This is a genomic window from Mycobacterium sp. HM-7, from assembly GCF_053852335.1.
Genome location: NZ_CM132657.1, coordinates 628,598 through 644,471, shown reverse-complemented (window position 1 = coordinate 644,471; position 15,874 = coordinate 628,598). Strand labels below are relative to the sequence as shown.

Here is a 15,874-nt window from a genome sequence, read left to right as displayed (position 1 = left end):
GCGCCGCCAGGCTCCGCCTCACAACTTGCCGAGCCTGTCTGTCCGGGCAGCCCAGGCAGCTGCGACATGCCGGGAGCTTAGCCGCGCGGGCCGGACCGGCAGCGGAGTTTGTCGTACCAGCCGCCTACCGTTGCTGCATGAGCATCCCGAACCTGGGTGGCGTCACCGCCGAACAAGCCGAGGCGCTGTTCAACCTCACGAACAACGGCGTCCTGACGCGGATCGACCAGCGCGGGAAGCGCGCCGGTGAACTGTTCCAGTGGGGTCTGCACCCGCGTACCGCAGAACCGACCAGCCCGCTCGCCGGCGACGACGCCGCCTTCGCCGCCGCGTATCCGCTGACGCTGGCTGGCCCACAGGCCGTGACTGAACACGCACTGTTCCCCGCGATGAGCGCGACGGAGAGTCTGCACACGGTCGCGATTCTGGTCGCCCGCCGCAAGTCAGACCGCCAACCCCACATCACGGAGATCCTGCAACTGTGCCGTGTCGCGATGGAGTGCGCCGCCTTGACCATCTGGTTGCTCGGCGATCTCGACCGCGACGTGCGCAGGGACCGGTGCATGGCCGAGGAGATGGAACAGTTGGAACAGCGGCGCCGGTACCTAGTGATCGGTGAGCAGGACGAGACCGCCCGCCCCTCCCGATTCCCGCCGCAGATGCTCGTGGAGAACGCGGAGCACCGCCGCAAGTACAACGCGATGCTCGACGCGGCGAAGTCGGCTTACACCTTCGAGAAGACTCCGTCGTTCACGAGGATGATCCGCGAGTCGGCTCAGTGGGTCGATACTCACGTGCCGGCGCATGACAGTGGCGAAATCGCGAACAACGGCCTGGAGAGCAGCGCCCGGCAGTTCTACTCCTACGGGTCCAGCTTCATCCACGGCTACAAGTGGATGACCGAGTACAGCCGCAGCGGAACAGTGTTCCCGCTGATCGCCGACGCCCTGGCGGTAACGCTGAACATGGCCGAGTCCGCGGTGTGCCTGTTCGAGGCGGCATCCAGGGCGCCCGGCGGCGCCAGGCCGGAAAGTTCCTACGTCCCCGAGCGGTTCGAGCCGACGATCGCGGCGTGGTCGACGGAGTTGTTCAGTTCGTAGCGTGGCGTTAGTCGCTCGCTCTGCGGGACACGACATTCGTGGTCATCAGCAGCAGGTCCGTGAAGCCCAGCCGCCTTGCCTCATCGATGTCGGAGACAAGCGCTGAAGCGAGCCAGTACATCAGGGTTCGTGCAGCCTGGTCCACCTCAGGGAACGCAGTCTTGAGGTCGGGCCGCGCAGAGGTCTGGTTCCTTACGTTCTTATTCATGAGGCGGAAGGTACGCGGAGGGCGTGCAGACCTAGCCGAATTCCATCGGCCGGGCCCCGGGACCGGATCGACCAGCCCCGGGCCCCGCCGTTCGGCTACCGGCGCCGTGCTGCCCGCTGGTCATGTTCCTGCCGACAGCGCGGGCAGTCACCGCACCGCTTCGACGGGTCAGCTCCCGGCGGGATGAACTGAGCGTGGTAGCCGGGATGGTTGCAGTATCCACAGATCGCCATGATGTGGCTCTCCTAGTTCTCGACGTTTTGAGAGACACGGATGTGTCCCCCAACCCCTCATGCACGAACTCGCGCCGGTTACAGTGCCGATCTCGTTGCGGGGACCGTGCACCCCTCCGCCATAGCATCACCGGCATGGTGAACAACAGCAGTGAAGTGACAGCAGTCGAGCTGTTCTACGCTGCGTCGGGACCGATGGCGACGTCGGTGATGGAGTGCGACTCGCGCTATTGCCGGGAGTGCCTGATGGCCGACCGGGGCGCAGTCACGGTGTGGCTCAGCTCGGGCGACGTGGAGCACATCGCCGGCACTCGCTACCTCGACGTGGAGCGACTCCACGGTGAAGAGAACGAGGGCGCAGTCGAGATTATCTATCTCGGCGTGGTGCTGCGGTCGTACCCGGCCAGCGCCTGGAAGCGGTGGGAGTCCGTCGAGGCCGCCAACCCGTTCACCGTCTAGACCTGTCGGACCCGCTGGCTACCGTGGATTCAGCCGCATCGTGGCGGCACTTCGACGCCACGGGAGAACCCATGACCTTCGACGAGCTCCGCACCCTCATCGCCAACTCGCATGCGCGTGACTGGCACGCATCAGCACACGGGGCCGACCTACCGCGACCGCTTCGGTGCATGGAGCAGGCCCGCCGACCCCACCTCCGGCCCCGACCACGACAGGTACGGACCCGAACTCAGCGGGCGGCGGCTCCAGTGTTGAGCAGTCCGGTCACCCGGTTCGACCCCGATGCCCACTCGTGTACGTCGGGGTCCAGCCAGCGGAGCAGGGCGTGGATGTCACGCAGACGCGCTCGCAGCGGGTGCCTACGGTTCGGCGGCAGCGGCGCCGAGATGATGCACTCGTGATGCGCGACCCGATTGCGGAAGTACGTCAACCGGAACAGCAGCCACCGCACGTCGTCGGGGTTCACCCCCGGTGGGAACGCCTTGTGGAGAGCTTCGTTCCACATCTGGGTTCGATAGCCGTCGGTGGTGGGGTCGGTGGCGCGCCCGTGTGTGTACGGGAACAGCCCATGCCACTGCCCGAAGGTGATCTGGGCGAGCAGATCTCCCTCGGTGAGTGTGCAGCCTTTGCGGTCGTGGCCCGGGGTGGCGTCCCGCACTGTCTTCGCGTCCATGGCTCGCGCCATCGCTCCCTGCCGCACCGAGGTGAACAGCTTGTCCAACGGGAACGGAAGGTCTTCGTCGGAGGTGAGCCACACGACCTCACCTGTTCGGAGGCGGCACCACTCTCGCAACTGTTCGTCGAGTGCATTGCGCAGGACGACCTCGGCGACTGACAACAGTTCCAGGTACGCCGCGGCGAGTTGCGTGTTCCAGTGGTAGTGCGCCAGTGTGTTGCGGCCGTGTCCGCCGGCGATCTTCGAATACGGTGCGACACGCTCACCGCTGAGGCGGTCGAGGAGTCGGCTGTGCCGAGCACGAGCGGGTGAGGCAGGTTGCGTGGCCGCAACCTGCCGCGTACCGTTAACCACGAAGCGGCCCCCAGGGTCAAAGACAGAGAAAGCGTCTTCATGTTTTCACATGGAGGCGTTTTTTCATGTCTGGGCATCGTGTCGGCCCCTTTGGCAGCTGCTCGATCCGTTCACTACCCGGTTCCTGGTCCAGTTCCCGCCGTCTGACGGACCCCGGCTGCGAGGAGTACGGGCAACCCGCCGGTACGGCATACATCGAGCGAGCGGGCTCTGCCCATCGGTTCGAGTGCGGAGTATGCCGACTCAAGCTGGATCCCGGGGGTTCTAGTCGAGGCGGGAGTGTTGCTCGAGATCGAGCTCGAACCGGACGACGCGACCGAAGAGAGTTCAACGACTACGAGGCATCACAAGTCGACGCGTACGTAGACGACATATCGATCTGGCACGCGGGAAGTAGTCTGCACCCGCGCCAGAGCTCAGTTTCGGTTGAGGCCGAACTCGCGCGTCATCAGCGCCCGCTTGTAGTGGGACTCGGCGTCGTCGACCTCCGATGGCGATGTGCTGGGACCGAACACCCGAAGAATGCTGAACCTGAAATGCCGGGCGTGGTCGGTCTTTCCGCCGCCGGCTCCGATGCTGATCTTGGCGAGTTCCTTCAGCGCGTGGTTGCCGCCGTGGCCGTCCTGCGCGTACGACCTCCAGCGCTGCAGAATCCTTTCGGCACCATCCGCTTTCCCGACGTATTGGTTTCCGTTGGATGAGTCGGTGATCAGGTAGATGCCCTGCACCTGCGACAGCGCGACCTGCCAGTCGGCGTAGCGGCGATCCGACACCATCTCGCCGAGCTCATGGAACGTGAGCAGCACCTTGTCGAAACCCGGGAACGGCACCTGGTCGCGGTCGGCGATCTCGAGGACAGGCATGGCCGCTGCACTGACGGCGCGGCGGTGCCAGACCCGCGGAGTGTCCCACTCCACGACGAGTCGGTTTATGAGCGGCTTCAGGAAGTCGCTGCGGTGCAGGTCGAAGAATCGGACTTCCGCCGTGCGCTCGGCGGTGATCTCGCCGCGGTTCTCGAACGCGCCCCACAACCGGGACCGTCGTTGACCGTCGGCGACGAGAACCACCCAGTATCGCTCCGGTTCGGCAGGGAACTGCCGGGGCGAGATGCCTTGGAACCGTGTGTATTCCCGGACCTTGTCCTCGGTCAAATCCTCTGGCCCCCGCAAACCCAACTCTTCGCGGGTGTTGAAGCTGTGCCGGATCACGCGGATATCGCCCAAGCTGATTGGCGGATCGTGCTCGGCACCCACCGCTGCGAGCACGTGGCCGAGTGTCAGGAAAGCGCTGGCGGCAGCGGGATCGCCTTCGTTGGAAGCGTTGACATCCGGGTTACCCACGCGCACGAGAATACGGCCAGACGCGCGCGACAAGACTGAGTTTTCGGTCGGTCGCCAGGTGCCCCGATCGGGCATTAAACCGCCCCAGATACGAGAAAAACCACCCGTCATCGGGTGGTTCTTGAAGTGGCCAGGGCCGGGATCGAACCGGCGACCTTCCGCTTTTCAGGCGGACGCTCGTACCAACTGAGCTACCTGGCCGGAAGGGCAAGTTGCCTCGCCGTTCTGGCGACCCTGACGGGACTCGAACCCGCGACCTCCGCCGTGACAGGGCGGCGCGCTAACCAACTGCGCCACAGGGCCTTACATACTGCGTGCTTCGCTTTCGCGTTGCGTACCCCCAACGGGATTCGAACCCGTGCTACCGCCGTGAAAGGGCGGCGTCCTAGGCCACTAAACGATGGGGGCCAATCCGAATCTCTTCGGGGGCACTCTCAACGTTTCCGTTGGGAGCTTCGATAGCTTAGGGCACGACCGCCTCACGGCCCAAATCGGCACTTCAGACCACCGGCCGCCGCACAACTACCTGCCCTGCGAAGCAGCCGCGTGGGACGCAGTATCCTGTGTCCCACGCCCCTATAGCTCAGTCGGTAGAGCTACGGACTTTTAATCCGCAGGTCCCAGGTTCGAGCCCTGGTGGGGGCACCAAAGTGTCAACTAAGTCGACGTTAATTCGTTGGGAAATCGCGCGGTCCAGCACCGCCGCAACCTGCGGGTGCACCATCCCGCGGCCCCTATATACGTCTTGCGCGGTAGGTGCTCAAGAATCCTGATCCTTGAGGCGCTCGGCCGGGCGCTCACTCGTCTCTCAACCGGTCGCCATCGCGGAGTCGGCCCCTGACGTGTCGTCTCGGGTTCTGCAGTGATCGCATCCCTCGATGACCCAATGCCCAAGGCGCTGAACGCAAGGGCAGGTATCGCAGTCGATGTGCAACCGGCGACAAAGCTGGCACGTCGTCGAAAGTTCATCAAGGAGCTCGGACATGTCGGCGCCTCTCTGCAGGAGCTCGGGCTTGAACGTAAGACTCACCCAGATCCGACCCACGAGCATGAGTAGAGGGCTACTCGAAACGCGTTCTCAAACGATCGACGAGGCATAGCCGGTTGCGCGACAGAACCGCGCCTGCAAATCCGCAAGCTCCAGGTTCGAGCCCTGGTGGGGGCACCACAAGTCCGCGAGTTCAGTAGCCGGACTAACCGCGTTGGATAGCCTGAACGACGTGACGAACACCGCCAACGACGCCCAGCTCGAGTTCATGAACTCGATGTTTGCGACCACCATCCCGTCCGCCCACGGCCTGGGCGTCAGAGTCGTCGAGGTCCGTCCCGGCTTCGCTGCCACGACGGCCCCAATCGCAGGCAATGGCAATCACTTTGGCGTGATGTACGCCGGCGTGCTGTTCACCGTCGCCGAGGTGCTCGGCGGGATTCTCGCCATCACCGCGTTCGACCAGAGCAAGTTCTTCCCGCTGGTGAAGGACATGTCGATCCAGTACAAGGCGCCGGCCAAATCCGACGTGCGGGCGCAAGCCGAGCTGAGCGACGAGGATATCGCCCGGATCGAGGCCGAGGCCGCGCAGAACGGCAAGTCGGAGTACACCGTCGAGGCAGTCGTGACCGACGCCGACGGCACCGTCGTCGCCACCACCAAGGCGACCTGCCAGCTCCGCCGGAAGTAACCGCCGGCGCGCCTACTTGGCCGGAATCTCCAGTTCCGCCACGCGTTCCTGCACCGCCTGACTGATGGCGGCGGTGAACCGGTCCGCCATCATCTGCGCCGCGAGTGGCCGCAGGTTCGGCACCACCTTGGCGATCCGCCCGAGGTACACGTTGGGGTCCTCGGCCTCCCGAATCCGGCTGAAGACGACGTCCGTCACCTCGTTGGCGAGGGCATCGATGTGCTTGTCGACGACGCCGGCCAGGCGCCGGACATCCTCCGCCGGCACGCTGGTGTCGCGCAGGTTCATCGCCGCGCCGAGCACCGACTGCCGGACGCTGAACGTGCCGTCGTCTAGGCGCCGGATGGCCCCCAACGCTTCGAGTGTCTGCAGCGCCCGCTCGTCCAACGACAGCCCGGCGCGTTGTTCGAGTTCACGTAGGTCGACGGTCTCGTCCTCCGCCGGGCTCCACGGTGTGAGAAGTGCCGCACGCACGGCAAGGTCGTGGGCCGTCGCGCCTTCGGGCAGCCGCGCCAACACCTTGGTGATCGCCGCGAGGGTGTAGCCGTGCTGCTGCAGCTGCTGCACCAACTCGAGCCGAATGCGGTGCGGCGCACCGTAATACGCGAGACGGCCGCGCCGCTCAGCCGGCGGCAGTAGGCCGCTCTCATTGTAGAAGCGGATGGTTCGCACCGTGGTGCCGGTGCGCGCGGCGAGTTCGTCGATGGTGAATTCCTCGACTGTGACATCTGTCATTCCACGAAGTATAGACACCAACATTCACACTGTGCCAGTGTTACTGGCACAGTCACACGTCGATATGAAATGAGAGCCACATGACCCTGCCGAAGCCCACTGGCAGCACCACCGAGGTCGTCATCACTGGTGCCTCGTCCGGAATCGGAACCGAACTGGCCCGGGTGCTCGCCACGCGCGGCTACAGCCTCTTTCTGGTCGCCCGCCGCCAGGACCGGCTCGACGCCCTGGCCGACGAGCTGCACGCCGAGCACGGCGTCGGCGTGACGGTACGGCCGTGCGATCTGGCCGACGCCGCCCAGCGCCAGAGCCTGATCGAAGAGCTGCGCACCCGGCCGGTCGCCGGCCTCATCAACAACGCGGGTTTCGGCACCAGCGGCGCCTTCCACACCCTGCCGATGGACCGCGAGCGCGAGCAGGTCGAGCTCAATGTCGTTGCGGTGCAAGAACTCACCCACGCCGTTCTGCCCGGCATGGTGAAGCGGGGCGCGGGCGCCGTCCTCAACGTCGCCTCCGTCGTCGCCTTCCAGCCCATGCCGTCCATGGCGACATACGGCGCGTCGAAGGCGTTCGTCAACTCGTTCTCCGAGGCCGTCCACGAGGAGCTGCGCGGCACCGGCGTCTCCTGCACCTCGCTGTGCCCCGGACCGGTCCCCACCGAATGGGCCGAGATCGCATCGGCCCACGAATTCAGCCTGCGCCCGGCCCAGGTCTCCCCCGCGGACGTCGCGGCCCAGGCTGTCGACGGCATGCAGGCCGGCGCCCGCCAGGTGATCCCTGGCACCGTCGTCAAGCTCATGGCCATCACCGGCGCCATCACTCCCCACGCCCTGCTGCTGCCCGCCCTGCGCCTGGCCCGCCGGGCCCTGGGCTGAAACCACCCGACACTCAAGAAGGGACCTCTGCCATGAACCTCACCGACATCACCGCACTGGCGACCAAGCCCGTCGCCGCCGTCAGCGCCAAGCCGCTCGCCGTCTTCGCCAGCGTCATGAACACGCCCATCAAGACCCGCCCGATCTACCTCCAGACCGTGATCGACGCCCTCACCGGCTACACCCTCGAAGACGCCGTCGCGGGCAAGGTCGTCGTGATCACCGGCGCCTCGGCGGGCATCGGTGAAACCACTGCCCGCCGCATCGGCGCTGCCGGCGGCGAGGTCGTCCTGGTGGCCCGCACCCGGGAGAACCTGGAACGCGTCGCCGACGACATCCGCGCCGACGGCGGCACCGCGCACGTCTACCCGTGCGACCTGAGCGACCTCGACGCCATCGGCGCCATGGCCGACCAGGTGCTGGCCGACCTCGGCCACGTCGACATCCTCATCAACAACGCCGGCCGCTCCATCCGGCGCTCGCTGGAGCTGTCGCATGACCGGATGCACGACTACCAGCGGACCATGCAGCTGAACTACTTCGCCCCGGTCCAGCTGATCCTCAAGTTCACGCCAGGCATGCGGGAGCGCGGCTTCGGGCACATCATCAACGTGTCCTCGATCGGCGTGCAGACCAAGCTGCCGCGCTTCGGCGCCTACATCGCCAGCAAGTCGGCACTGGACGGACTGTGCGACACGTTGCAAGGTGAGACGGTGTCGAACAACGTCACCTTCACCACGGTGCACATGCCGTTGGTGCGGACCGCGATGATCGCCCCGACCAAGATGTACGACCGCTTCCCCACCCTGACGCCCGAGCAGGCCGCGGCCACACTGTGCGACGCGATCATGCACCGGCCGCGCCGCCTGAGCCCGCCGTCCGGACAGCTGACGGCGCTCACCGACGCACTCAGCCCGCGCCCGTTCGACCTGGTGCGGAACAAGGTCTACTCGATGTTCGGCGATTCGACCGCTGCGCACGCAGCAACCGAAGAGGCAGCCGAACCCGTTGCGGCCGAATAGAAAAGGAACGTCGCCATGGACCTGAACACACTGGTTGCCGAGCCGGCCCGGCGGGCCGGCCTCGAAACCCGCGCCCTCGTGGCACTGCTGCGGGCCGGCGCCATCGGCGTCGACCTGCCGCACCGGTTGGTGCAGGTCCTGCAGGCGCTTGCCACGTACGGTCCGTTCGGCGCCGCGCCCCGTATCGCGGCGATCCGGCACAGCTCGTATCCGGCGATCGCCGACGAACGCGGCGAACTGACCTACACCGAATTCGACGAGGCAGTTGACCGGATTGCCAACGCATTCCGCGCTCGGCTGGCCCCCGGCGACACCGTCGGCATCCTCTGTCGCAACCACCGCGGGCCGTTGATCGTGGCGTTCGCCGCGTCGCGTGCCGGGGTCAACGCGGTCTGGCTCAACACGGCGTTCTCGGCCCGGCAGGCGGCGGAGGTCGCCAACCGCGAAGGTGTCGATCTGCTGGTGCACGACGTCGAATTCGCCGACCTGGTCGCCGACATCGAGGCCCGGCACGGCACGTTCGTCACCGACATCGACAGTGCCAGTGACGAGCTCGACGCTCTTGCGGCCGACGCGTCGCCAAAGGCGCCGCCGGCACCGGCCAAGCCGGGAAAGATCATCCTGCTGACGAGTGGGACAACGGGCACCCCCAAGGGCGCGCCGCGCGCCGAGCCGCGCAGCTTCATCCTGCCGGGCGGTCTGTTGGAGCGGCTGCCGATGCGCGCCCGGGAAGCCACCATCATCGGGCCGCCACTCTTCCACGGCACCGGGCTGCTGATCGCCATCATGACGATCGCCCTGGGTTCGAAGTTGGTGCTGCGCCGCAAGTTTGAAGCAGAACAGCTCGTGGCGGACATCGAGAAGCACAGCGCGACCACGGTGTGCGTCGTGCCGGTCATGCTGCAGCGGGTGCTTGGGCTCGGCGACAACACCGTCCGGAGCTACGACACCTCGAGCCTGCGCGCCCTCTTCTGCGCCGGCTCGCAGTTGCCGGCCGCCGTCGCGACCGCGGCGCAGGACCTGCTCGGCGAGGTGGTCTACAACCTCTACGGCTCAACGGAAGTCGCACTGGCGACCATGGCCACACCGACCGACGTCCGCGAGGCACCGACCTCGGTCGGCAAGCCGATGCTCGGCTGCCGGATCAAGATCTTCGACGACAACGGTCACGAGGTGCCCGCTCCCGGTATCGGACGGATATTCGTCGGCGCGGCAACGCAATTCGAAGGCTACACCGGTGGCGGCACCAAGGAGTTCATCGACGACATGATGGCCAGCGGCGACGTCGGGCACTTCGACGACAAGGGGCGGCTGTACGTCGACGGCCGGGACGACGACATGATCGTCTCCGGCGGCGAGAACGTGTTCCCCGTCGAGGTCGAGGAACTTCTCGTGACGCACCCCGCCATCGTGGAGGCCTCCGCCGTCGGCGTCGACGACGAGGAGTTCGGAAAACGCCTGCGCGCCTTCGTGGTTACCGCCTCGGGAACCGAGGTGTCAGAGGCGGAGGTCAAGCAGTTCGTCAAGGACAACCTGGCCCGCTACAAGGTGCCGCGCGAGGTGGTGTTCCTCGACGAGCTGCCACGCAACCCCACCGGCAAGGTGCTCAAGCGGGACCTCACCAACCCGACGGACTGAGCGTCACCCGCACGACGCGCAACAGGCGTCGCCCCGCCACGCCTCGACGCCTTCTTTCACCGCGACGCCGGCGATCACCAGTGCGGCGATCGGATCAGCCCAGGACCAGCCGAGGACGGCGTTCACCAGCAGGCCGACCAACAGCACGGCCGATAGGTAGGTGCACAGCAGGGTCTGCCTGGAATCGGCGACCGCCGAGCGTGATCCGAGCTCCCGGCCGGCCCGGCGCTGCGCGTACGACAGCACCGGCATGACGAGCAGGCTCAGCGCGGCAAGCCCGATCCCGATGGTCGAGTGCTGGGCCTCACCCAAACCGAGCAGGACACGGACCGCGTCGACCGTCACGTACGCGGCCAGCGCGAAGAAGGAGATCGCGATGATCCGCAGTGCGGTCTTCTCCCGCGCTTCCGGGTCGGCACCGGCGAACTGCCAAGCCACCGCGGCCGCCGAGGACACCTCGATCACCGAATCCAGGCCGAAGCCGACCAACGCCGCCGACGACACCCGCGTCCCTTCCGACAGCGCCACGACGGCCTCGATCACGTTGTAGGAGATGGTCGCCGCCACCAGCCACCTGATGCGTCGCGCCAACTGGCCGCGGCGCACGTCCGTGAGTGTCATCAGGCGCACCCGCACGGCTCGCCGTCGGCGCCGACGCATACGCAGTCGGGATCGACGGCGAGGACCAGCCCCATGAGGTCGTCCAGTGCCCGACCGATGCGACCGTCCGCCAGTTCATATCGCATCCGACGGCCTTCCGGCACCGCCACTACCAGACCACAGCCCCGCAGGCAGGTCAGGTGATTGGAGAGGATCTGCCGGGAGACGCCGAGCTGGTCGGCGAGCTCCGATGGATAGCCGGGAGTCCGGTTCAGGCTCAACAGGATTCGTGTACGCGTCGGGTCCGACAGCGCATGACCGAACCGCGCCAGGGCATCGGTGTGCTGGGCCGTGGTCATGGGCTAACGATACATTAGATTCTGTATCCAGAAAATGATGTACAGACTGTTCGTGATTGCGGCTCAGTCGTGATGCTTGTTCTTGGGGCCCTTACCGTGTCCGTTGCCCGGACCGTTGGGCGCGGGACGGTCGTCGATGGGCGTGGGTGTGGAGGTCGGTGGCGGGGCCGACGTGGAGGTCGGGGTCGACTCGGGCGTGCTGGTCCCGACCGGGGCCGGCGTCGACGGCCCGGATGCGGCGTCGACGATGACGGCGATGACCGTCACCGCGGCCACCAGGGCCGCCCCCACCCACAGCAGGACTCGCGACCTGCGCCGCGGAGCGGCCACCAGCAACGGCGTCGTCACCGGATCAGGTAGCGGCTGGTTGAGCACCATCGTCGGCGGCCGACGCGCGAGAACAGCTCCGGACAGCGCCGCACGCATCTCGTCAGCGCTGGTGAACCGCCAGCGCTGATCGCGAGCCATCGCACGTTCGACGACACCCACCAGGGCCGGGTCAGTATCGGGCCGAAGCACGTCAACAGGCACGGGATGTTCCTCGCTGACCGCGCGGGCCAGGGCGACCAGGTTGTCCTGAGGAAAGGGCGGGCGGCCGGTGAGCGCCTGGTACGCGACGACGCCGACGGCGTAGAGATCGTCCGCGACGGTCGCCGGCCGCCCGGACAACCGCTCGGCGCTCAGATAACCCATCGTCCCCACGATCTGACCGGCGATGGTGTGGTTCGATTCGGCGCTCTTGGCGATACCAAAGTCGGCGAGCTTCGCCGATCCCGAATCAGCCAACAGGATGTTCCCGGGCTTGATGTCCCGGTGCAGGATGCCGGCCGCATGCGCCACCGCCAGCGCCGAGAGCACGTCGTCGAGCACGGACCGAACCTGCTCCAGTGACAGCGGACCGGTGGCCATCGCGTCCGCCAACGTACGGCCCGGCAGCCGCTCCATGACGATGTAGGGCGTGCCGTCCTGTTCGCCGTAGTCGTGTACCGCGACGACATGCGGATGGTTCAGCCCAGCGGCGGCACGGGCCTCGACCTCGAAGCGGCGCCGGAAATCAGGTTGGCCGCTGAGCTGCGGGTGCAGCAGCTTGATGGCCACCGGACGCTGCAACTGGGTGTCCCAGGCATCCCGGACCTCGGCCATGCCTCCATGCCCCAGCGTCCCCCGCAACTGATAGCGGTCGGCGAGGACACCCGGGACTGGCATGTACCCAACGCTAGTCCTGATGCCACCCCGCGGGCCCAGGGATCGTCGGTGCCGTCGGCGCTCAGGCGCTCTTTGCCGTGGCGATGTCGTCGGCAAGTGGCGCGATCGCGGCCATGATCCGCTGCACCGTCCGCGCCGGAACGCCTGCCGCAGCCAGGCTTTCGCTCAGATACCCGGCAACCAGATTGAAGTGCCGTTTCGTGATTCCGCGCCCGCGGTGGATGTCCCACATCGATGCGCCGGTATACGGATCCGGCCCGCCCAGTGCAGCGGCGAAGAACTCCACCTGCCGGCCTTTGAGCCGTGACATGTTGGCACCGGCGAAAAAGCCGGCGAGTTCGGCATCGGCCAGCACGCGCTCGTAGAAGTCCGCCACCACCTGTTCGAGCGCTTCGGCTCCTCCGATCTGCTCATAGATGCTCGTCATGTACCGAGCCAACACCGGCCGTGTTGCCTATCCATTGCTCGACGGTGACCCGGCGACTAAATCGATCTCACAGACCCCTCGAATGCTGCGAGTACCGCAAAATGCCTGGCTCAGTCCACCTTTGGGCAGTAGAACTGCGGCTGGCCCCGGTACTCGACCGGTGGCAGGTTGCGCGCGGGCGTCTCCACCAGCGGCGAATCGATGGGCAGCCGACCGGACGCCCGGTCCATCGCCGAGCGCTTGCGCGGATGCATCAGCCTGCGCTTCGGGCCGTATTTCGAGACCAGCGTGATCACCTGGCACAGCCGGTCATGCACCCATTGCTGCCGGGCCGACCACGAGTACCCCATCAGTTCCCGCACCGGCGGGTCGTAGAGGGCCACCGTCATGAAGGTCAGGAAGCGCTGCATCACCTTGAGGTTCTGGGCCCACAACCAATCCGGAATCCATTGCAGCGAGGGATGTTTGGGCATGGTGGACAAATCCATGACCTCGCGCGCAGCGTAGTTGTTCTCCAGCACGTTGCGGCACATGTGATCCCAGTAGACCTCGAAGTCCTCCCAGCTCTTCGGCACGGGCCGCATGCTCATGCCGTACATGCGATACCAGGCGACATGCTCGTCGAACAGCTGTCGCTTGTCGGCCTCGGAGATACCGCCACCGAATTTCTCGGCGGCCAACAGGGTGGATTTGAAGAAAGTCGAGTGCGCCCAGTAGAAGACGTCGGGGTTCAACGCGCTGTAACGGCGTCCCTGCTTGTCGACGCCCTTGATCCCGATGTGGTAGTCACGCACCTCGGCGCCGGTTTGGGGAGCGCGATCTCCGTCGAAGACCACACCGCCGATCGGGTAGATCGATCGGAGCAGGCGCGGAATGCGCTCCATGAAGAAGATGGAGTGCTCCTCCACCGCTGCCCCCAGCTGCGGATGCATGTTCTGCATCGAGCCGGCCCAGGTGCCCTGGAACAGCCCGGTCCATTGGCCGAAGTACTTCCACGTCAGCGAGTCAGGGCCCAGCGGCACCGCGTCATAGCCACCGGGAGCGACCGGACAGCCGGCGGCCACCGGCGCAGAGTCGCTGGTCATGGGGCATGTGTCGGAAGTATTTTGAGTCACCGGCATTCTTTCCTGGATGTCAGCGGGTATCCTGACTACACGCGTTGTCAGCCACAGCTTAGGAGTCACGTGCCTTCCGGTCAACGACAGGGCCGCTGGTCCAGCGTCCCACTGGCGGACCGTCCGACGCGGCGCCGCGAGGCGCTCATCGAGGCCGGCATCGCCGCCCTCGGACATTCCGACGGTCCGGCGGCGACCGTCCGGACGGTGTGCCGCACCGCCGGCCTGACCGAACGGTATTTCTACGAAAGCTTCACCGACCGTGAGGATTTCGTCCGCGCCGTGTACGACGAGGTGTGCACGACGGCCATGGCGGCGCTGACCACATCGCAGAGCCCTCGGGACGCCGTCGAACGGTTCGTCACCATGATGGTCGACGACCCGACGCGCGGCCGCGTCCTGCTGATCGCCCCGGCCCAGGAACCGGTACTCACCCGGTCGGGCGCCGACTGGATGCCGAGCTTCATCGAATTGCTGCAGCACAAGATGTTCCCCGGCGGCGACCCCGCCCGGCGGGCCCTCGAGGCGACCAGCCTGATCGGCGGCCTCACGGCGCTGTTCACCGCATATCTGGGCGGCAAGCTGCCCGTCACCCGCGAGCAGTTCGTCGATTACTGCGTCGACATGCTGATGAGCCGGGTGCCGTCACCCCGGTAACACGTACAAAGCCGCGACATCACAGTTCAGAATCACCAATCAGACATGCGTCACAGCAACTTGATGTCACTACCCGACACAGATACTCTGACTGCTACCAAGAGGTACAGATAGATCGCACCGGGAGGCGCCATGACAGCCGACTACACCGACCTGCAGCTCCTCCACGAGCTGGAGCCGGTCGTCGAGACGCTCGTCGACCGCCACATGAGCATGCGGAAAGACTGGAACCCGCACGACTACATCCCCTGGAAAGAGGGCAAGAACTACTACGCCCTCGGTGGCCAGGACTGGGATCCGGATCAGGCCAAGCTCTCCGAGGTCGCCCAGACCGCCATGGTCCAGAACCTGCTGACCGAGGACAACCTGCCGTCCTACCACCGCGAGATCGCGATGAACATGGGCATGGACGGCGCCTGGGGCTACTGGGTGAACCGGTGGACCGCCGAAGAGAACCGCCACGGCATCGCCCTGCGCGACTACCTCGTCGTCACCCGTAACTGCGATCCGGTCCAGCTCGAGGAACTGCGCGTCGAGCAGGTCACCCGCGGCTTCTCGCCCGGCCAGAACATGCAGGGCGACCTGTTCGCCGAGAGCCTGTTCGATTCGGTCATCTACGTGTCGTTCCAGGAGCTCGCGACCCGCGTCTCGCACCGCAACACCGGCAAGGCCTGCAACGACCCCGTCGCCGACCAGCTGCTGCAGCGCATCTCGGGTGACGAGAACCTGCACATGATCTTCTACCGCGACGTCTCCGCCGCCGGCCTGGACATCAATCCCAACCAGGCGATGGCGTCGCTGCACCGCGTGCTCGAGAACTTCCGGATGCCCGGCTACACCGTGCCCGACTTCCGCCGCAAGGCCGTCGTCATCGCCGTCGGTGGCGTCTACGACCCGCGCATCCACCTCGACGACGTGGTCATGCCGGTGCTGAAGAAGTGGCGCATCTTCGAGCGCGAGGACTTCACCGGCGAGGGCGCACGCCTGCGCGACGACCTGGGCCGCCTGATCGGCGAGCTCGAGGACGCCTGCGAGAAGTTCGAGGTGGCCAAGCAACGCCGCCAGGAGCGCGAGCGCAAGGTCGCCGAGAAGAAGGCGATGAAGAACCTTTTGGTGTCGACATCAGCGTCGTAACTCCGGAACGAGACGCCACGCAGACGGCCCGATCTCTCCAGATCGGGCCGATCTCGT

The 15,874-nt window shown here is 66.2% G+C and carries 17 protein-coding genes and 4 tRNA genes; 9 read left to right on the top strand and 12 right to left on the bottom strand.

Annotated elements, in window-relative coordinates:
* Nucleotides 1-137 precede the first annotated feature (137 nt).
* Nucleotides 138-1,100, top strand: coding sequence for a hypothetical protein (locus ACWW1C_RS03030; protein WP_455982060.1), 963 nt, complete (start codon nucleotides 138-140; stop codon nucleotides 1,098-1,100).
* Nucleotides 1,101-1,107: 7 nt separating this feature from the next.
* On the opposite strand, the gene ACWW1C_RS03025 is transcribed toward ACWW1C_RS03030, so the two are convergent.
* Nucleotides 1,108-1,308: a hypothetical protein gene (locus tag ACWW1C_RS03025; RefSeq protein WP_455982059.1), complete on the bottom strand. Its 201-nt coding sequence runs from the start codon at nucleotides 1,306-1,308 to the stop codon at nucleotides 1,108-1,110.
* Between the two features lie 368 nt (nucleotides 1,309-1,676).
* Between ACWW1C_RS03025 and ACWW1C_RS03020 the strand changes: the two genes are divergently transcribed.
* On the top strand, nucleotides 1,677-2,000 hold the full coding sequence (locus ACWW1C_RS03020) for a hypothetical protein (RefSeq protein ID WP_455982058.1): 324 nt from the start codon (nucleotides 1,677-1,679) through the stop codon (nucleotides 1,998-2,000).
* 229 nt (nucleotides 2,001-2,229) lie between these two features.
* Here ACWW1C_RS03020 and ACWW1C_RS03015 read toward each other — a convergent pair whose 3' ends face one another.
* The 5 genes from ACWW1C_RS03015 to ACWW1C_RS02995 all read right to left on the bottom strand — a co-directional run bounded on the left by ACWW1C_RS03015 (nucleotide 2,230) and on the right by ACWW1C_RS02995 (nucleotide 4,778).
* The gene (locus ACWW1C_RS03015) at nucleotides 2,230-3,030 is read right to left on the bottom strand and encodes a hypothetical protein (protein WP_455982057.1); all 801 of its coding nucleotides are present in this window, start codon (nucleotides 3,028-3,030) and stop codon (nucleotides 2,230-2,232) included.
* A gap of 416 nt (nucleotides 3,031-3,446) precedes the next feature.
* Entirely contained in the window at nucleotides 3,447-4,481 is a 1,035-nt protein-coding gene (locus ACWW1C_RS03010) for a GIY-YIG nuclease family protein (protein ID WP_455982056.1), read from the bottom strand.
* Between the two features lie 16 nt (nucleotides 4,482-4,497).
* Nucleotides 4,498-4,571: transfer RNA gene (locus ACWW1C_RS03005), tRNA-Phe, on the bottom strand.
* Nucleotides 4,572-4,596: 25 nt separating this feature from the next.
* Nucleotides 4,597-4,673: transfer RNA gene (locus ACWW1C_RS03000), tRNA-Asp, on the bottom strand.
* A gap of 32 nt (nucleotides 4,674-4,705) precedes the next feature.
* Nucleotides 4,706-4,778, bottom strand: a tRNA-Glu gene (locus tag ACWW1C_RS02995).
* 164 nt (nucleotides 4,779-4,942) lie between these two features.
* On the opposite strand from ACWW1C_RS02995, the gene ACWW1C_RS02990 reads away from it, so the two are divergent.
* Together ACWW1C_RS02990 and ACWW1C_RS02985 are read left to right on the top strand one after the other, a co-directional pair.
* Nucleotides 4,943-5,018, top strand: a tRNA-Lys gene (locus ACWW1C_RS02990).
* Nucleotides 5,019-5,590: 572 nt separating this feature from the next.
* The gene (locus tag ACWW1C_RS02985) at nucleotides 5,591-6,049 is read left to right on the top strand and encodes a PaaI family thioesterase (protein ID WP_455982055.1); all 459 of its coding nucleotides are present in this window, start codon (nucleotides 5,591-5,593) and stop codon (nucleotides 6,047-6,049) included.
* 12 nt (nucleotides 6,050-6,061) lie between these two features.
* On the opposite strand, the gene ACWW1C_RS02980 is transcribed toward ACWW1C_RS02985, so the two are convergent.
* Nucleotides 6,062-6,784, bottom strand: a complete 723-nt coding sequence (locus ACWW1C_RS02980; RefSeq protein WP_455982054.1) for a MerR family transcriptional regulator — start codon at nucleotides 6,782-6,784, stop codon at nucleotides 6,062-6,064.
* Between the two features lie 80 nt (nucleotides 6,785-6,864).
* On the opposite strand from ACWW1C_RS02980, the gene ACWW1C_RS02975 reads away from it, so the two are divergent.
* Genes ACWW1C_RS02975 through ACWW1C_RS02965 form a run of 3 tightly spaced genes read left to right on the top strand, consistent with a single transcriptional unit; the run spans nucleotide 6,865 to nucleotide 10,319 of the window.
* Nucleotides 6,865-7,659: an SDR family NAD(P)-dependent oxidoreductase gene (locus ACWW1C_RS02975; protein ID WP_455982053.1), complete on the top strand. Its 795-nt coding sequence runs from the start codon at nucleotides 6,865-6,867 to the stop codon at nucleotides 7,657-7,659.
* A 32-nt stretch (nucleotides 7,660-7,691) separates the two neighbouring features.
* On the top strand, nucleotides 7,692-8,681 hold the full coding sequence (locus ACWW1C_RS02970; RefSeq protein WP_455982052.1) for an SDR family NAD(P)-dependent oxidoreductase: 990 nt from the start codon (nucleotides 7,692-7,694) through the stop codon (nucleotides 8,679-8,681).
* 15 nt (nucleotides 8,682-8,696) lie between these two features.
* Nucleotides 8,697-10,319, top strand: a complete 1,623-nt coding sequence (locus ACWW1C_RS02965; RefSeq protein ID WP_455982051.1) for an AMP-binding protein — start codon at nucleotides 8,697-8,699, stop codon at nucleotides 10,317-10,319.
* Between the two features lie 3 nt (nucleotides 10,320-10,322).
* Here ACWW1C_RS02965 and ACWW1C_RS02960 read toward each other — a convergent pair whose 3' ends face one another.
* The 5 genes from ACWW1C_RS02960 to ACWW1C_RS02940 all read right to left on the bottom strand — a co-directional run bounded on the left by ACWW1C_RS02960 (nucleotide 10,323) and on the right by ACWW1C_RS02940 (nucleotide 13,996).
* Nucleotides 10,323-10,940: a cation transporter gene (locus ACWW1C_RS02960; RefSeq protein WP_455982050.1), complete on the bottom strand. Its 618-nt coding sequence runs from the start codon at nucleotides 10,938-10,940 to the stop codon at nucleotides 10,323-10,325.
* Nucleotides 10,940-11,278 carry an ArsR/SmtB family transcription factor gene (locus ACWW1C_RS02955; protein WP_455982049.1) on the bottom strand — a complete coding sequence of 113 codons (339 nt, stop codon included), beginning with the start codon at nucleotides 11,276-11,278 and terminating at the stop codon, nucleotides 10,940-10,942. The genes ACWW1C_RS02960 and ACWW1C_RS02955 overlap by 1 nt, the downstream gene beginning before the upstream one ends.
* A 63-nt stretch (nucleotides 11,279-11,341) precedes the next feature.
* Nucleotides 11,342-12,484 (bottom strand): serine/threonine-protein kinase, encoded by a 1,143-nt coding sequence (locus tag ACWW1C_RS02950; RefSeq protein ID WP_455982048.1) that lies wholly within the window; start codon nucleotides 12,482-12,484, stop codon nucleotides 11,342-11,344.
* Between the two features lie 61 nt (nucleotides 12,485-12,545).
* Entirely contained in the window at nucleotides 12,546-12,911 is a 366-nt protein-coding gene (locus ACWW1C_RS02945; protein WP_455982047.1) for a group I truncated hemoglobin, read from the bottom strand.
* Between the two features lie 110 nt (nucleotides 12,912-13,021).
* Complete coding sequence (locus ACWW1C_RS02940) at nucleotides 13,022-13,996, bottom strand: oxygenase MpaB family protein (protein ID WP_455982046.1); 975 nt, start codon at nucleotides 13,994-13,996, stop codon at nucleotides 13,022-13,024.
* A 99-nt stretch (nucleotides 13,997-14,095) separates the two neighbouring features.
* Here ACWW1C_RS02940 and ACWW1C_RS02935 point away from each other — a divergent pair, with 99 nt between their 5' ends.
* Nucleotides 14,096-14,683 carry a TetR/AcrR family transcriptional regulator gene (locus ACWW1C_RS02935; RefSeq protein ID WP_455982045.1) on the top strand — a complete coding sequence of 196 codons (588 nt, stop codon included), beginning with the start codon at nucleotides 14,096-14,098 and terminating at the stop codon, nucleotides 14,681-14,683.
* Between the two features lie 132 nt (nucleotides 14,684-14,815).
* Nucleotides 14,816-15,817: an acyl-ACP desaturase gene (locus ACWW1C_RS02930; RefSeq protein WP_455982044.1), complete on the top strand. Its 1,002-nt coding sequence runs from the start codon at nucleotides 14,816-14,818 to the stop codon at nucleotides 15,815-15,817.
* The last annotated feature ends 57 nt before the right edge of the window (nucleotides 15,818-15,874 follow it).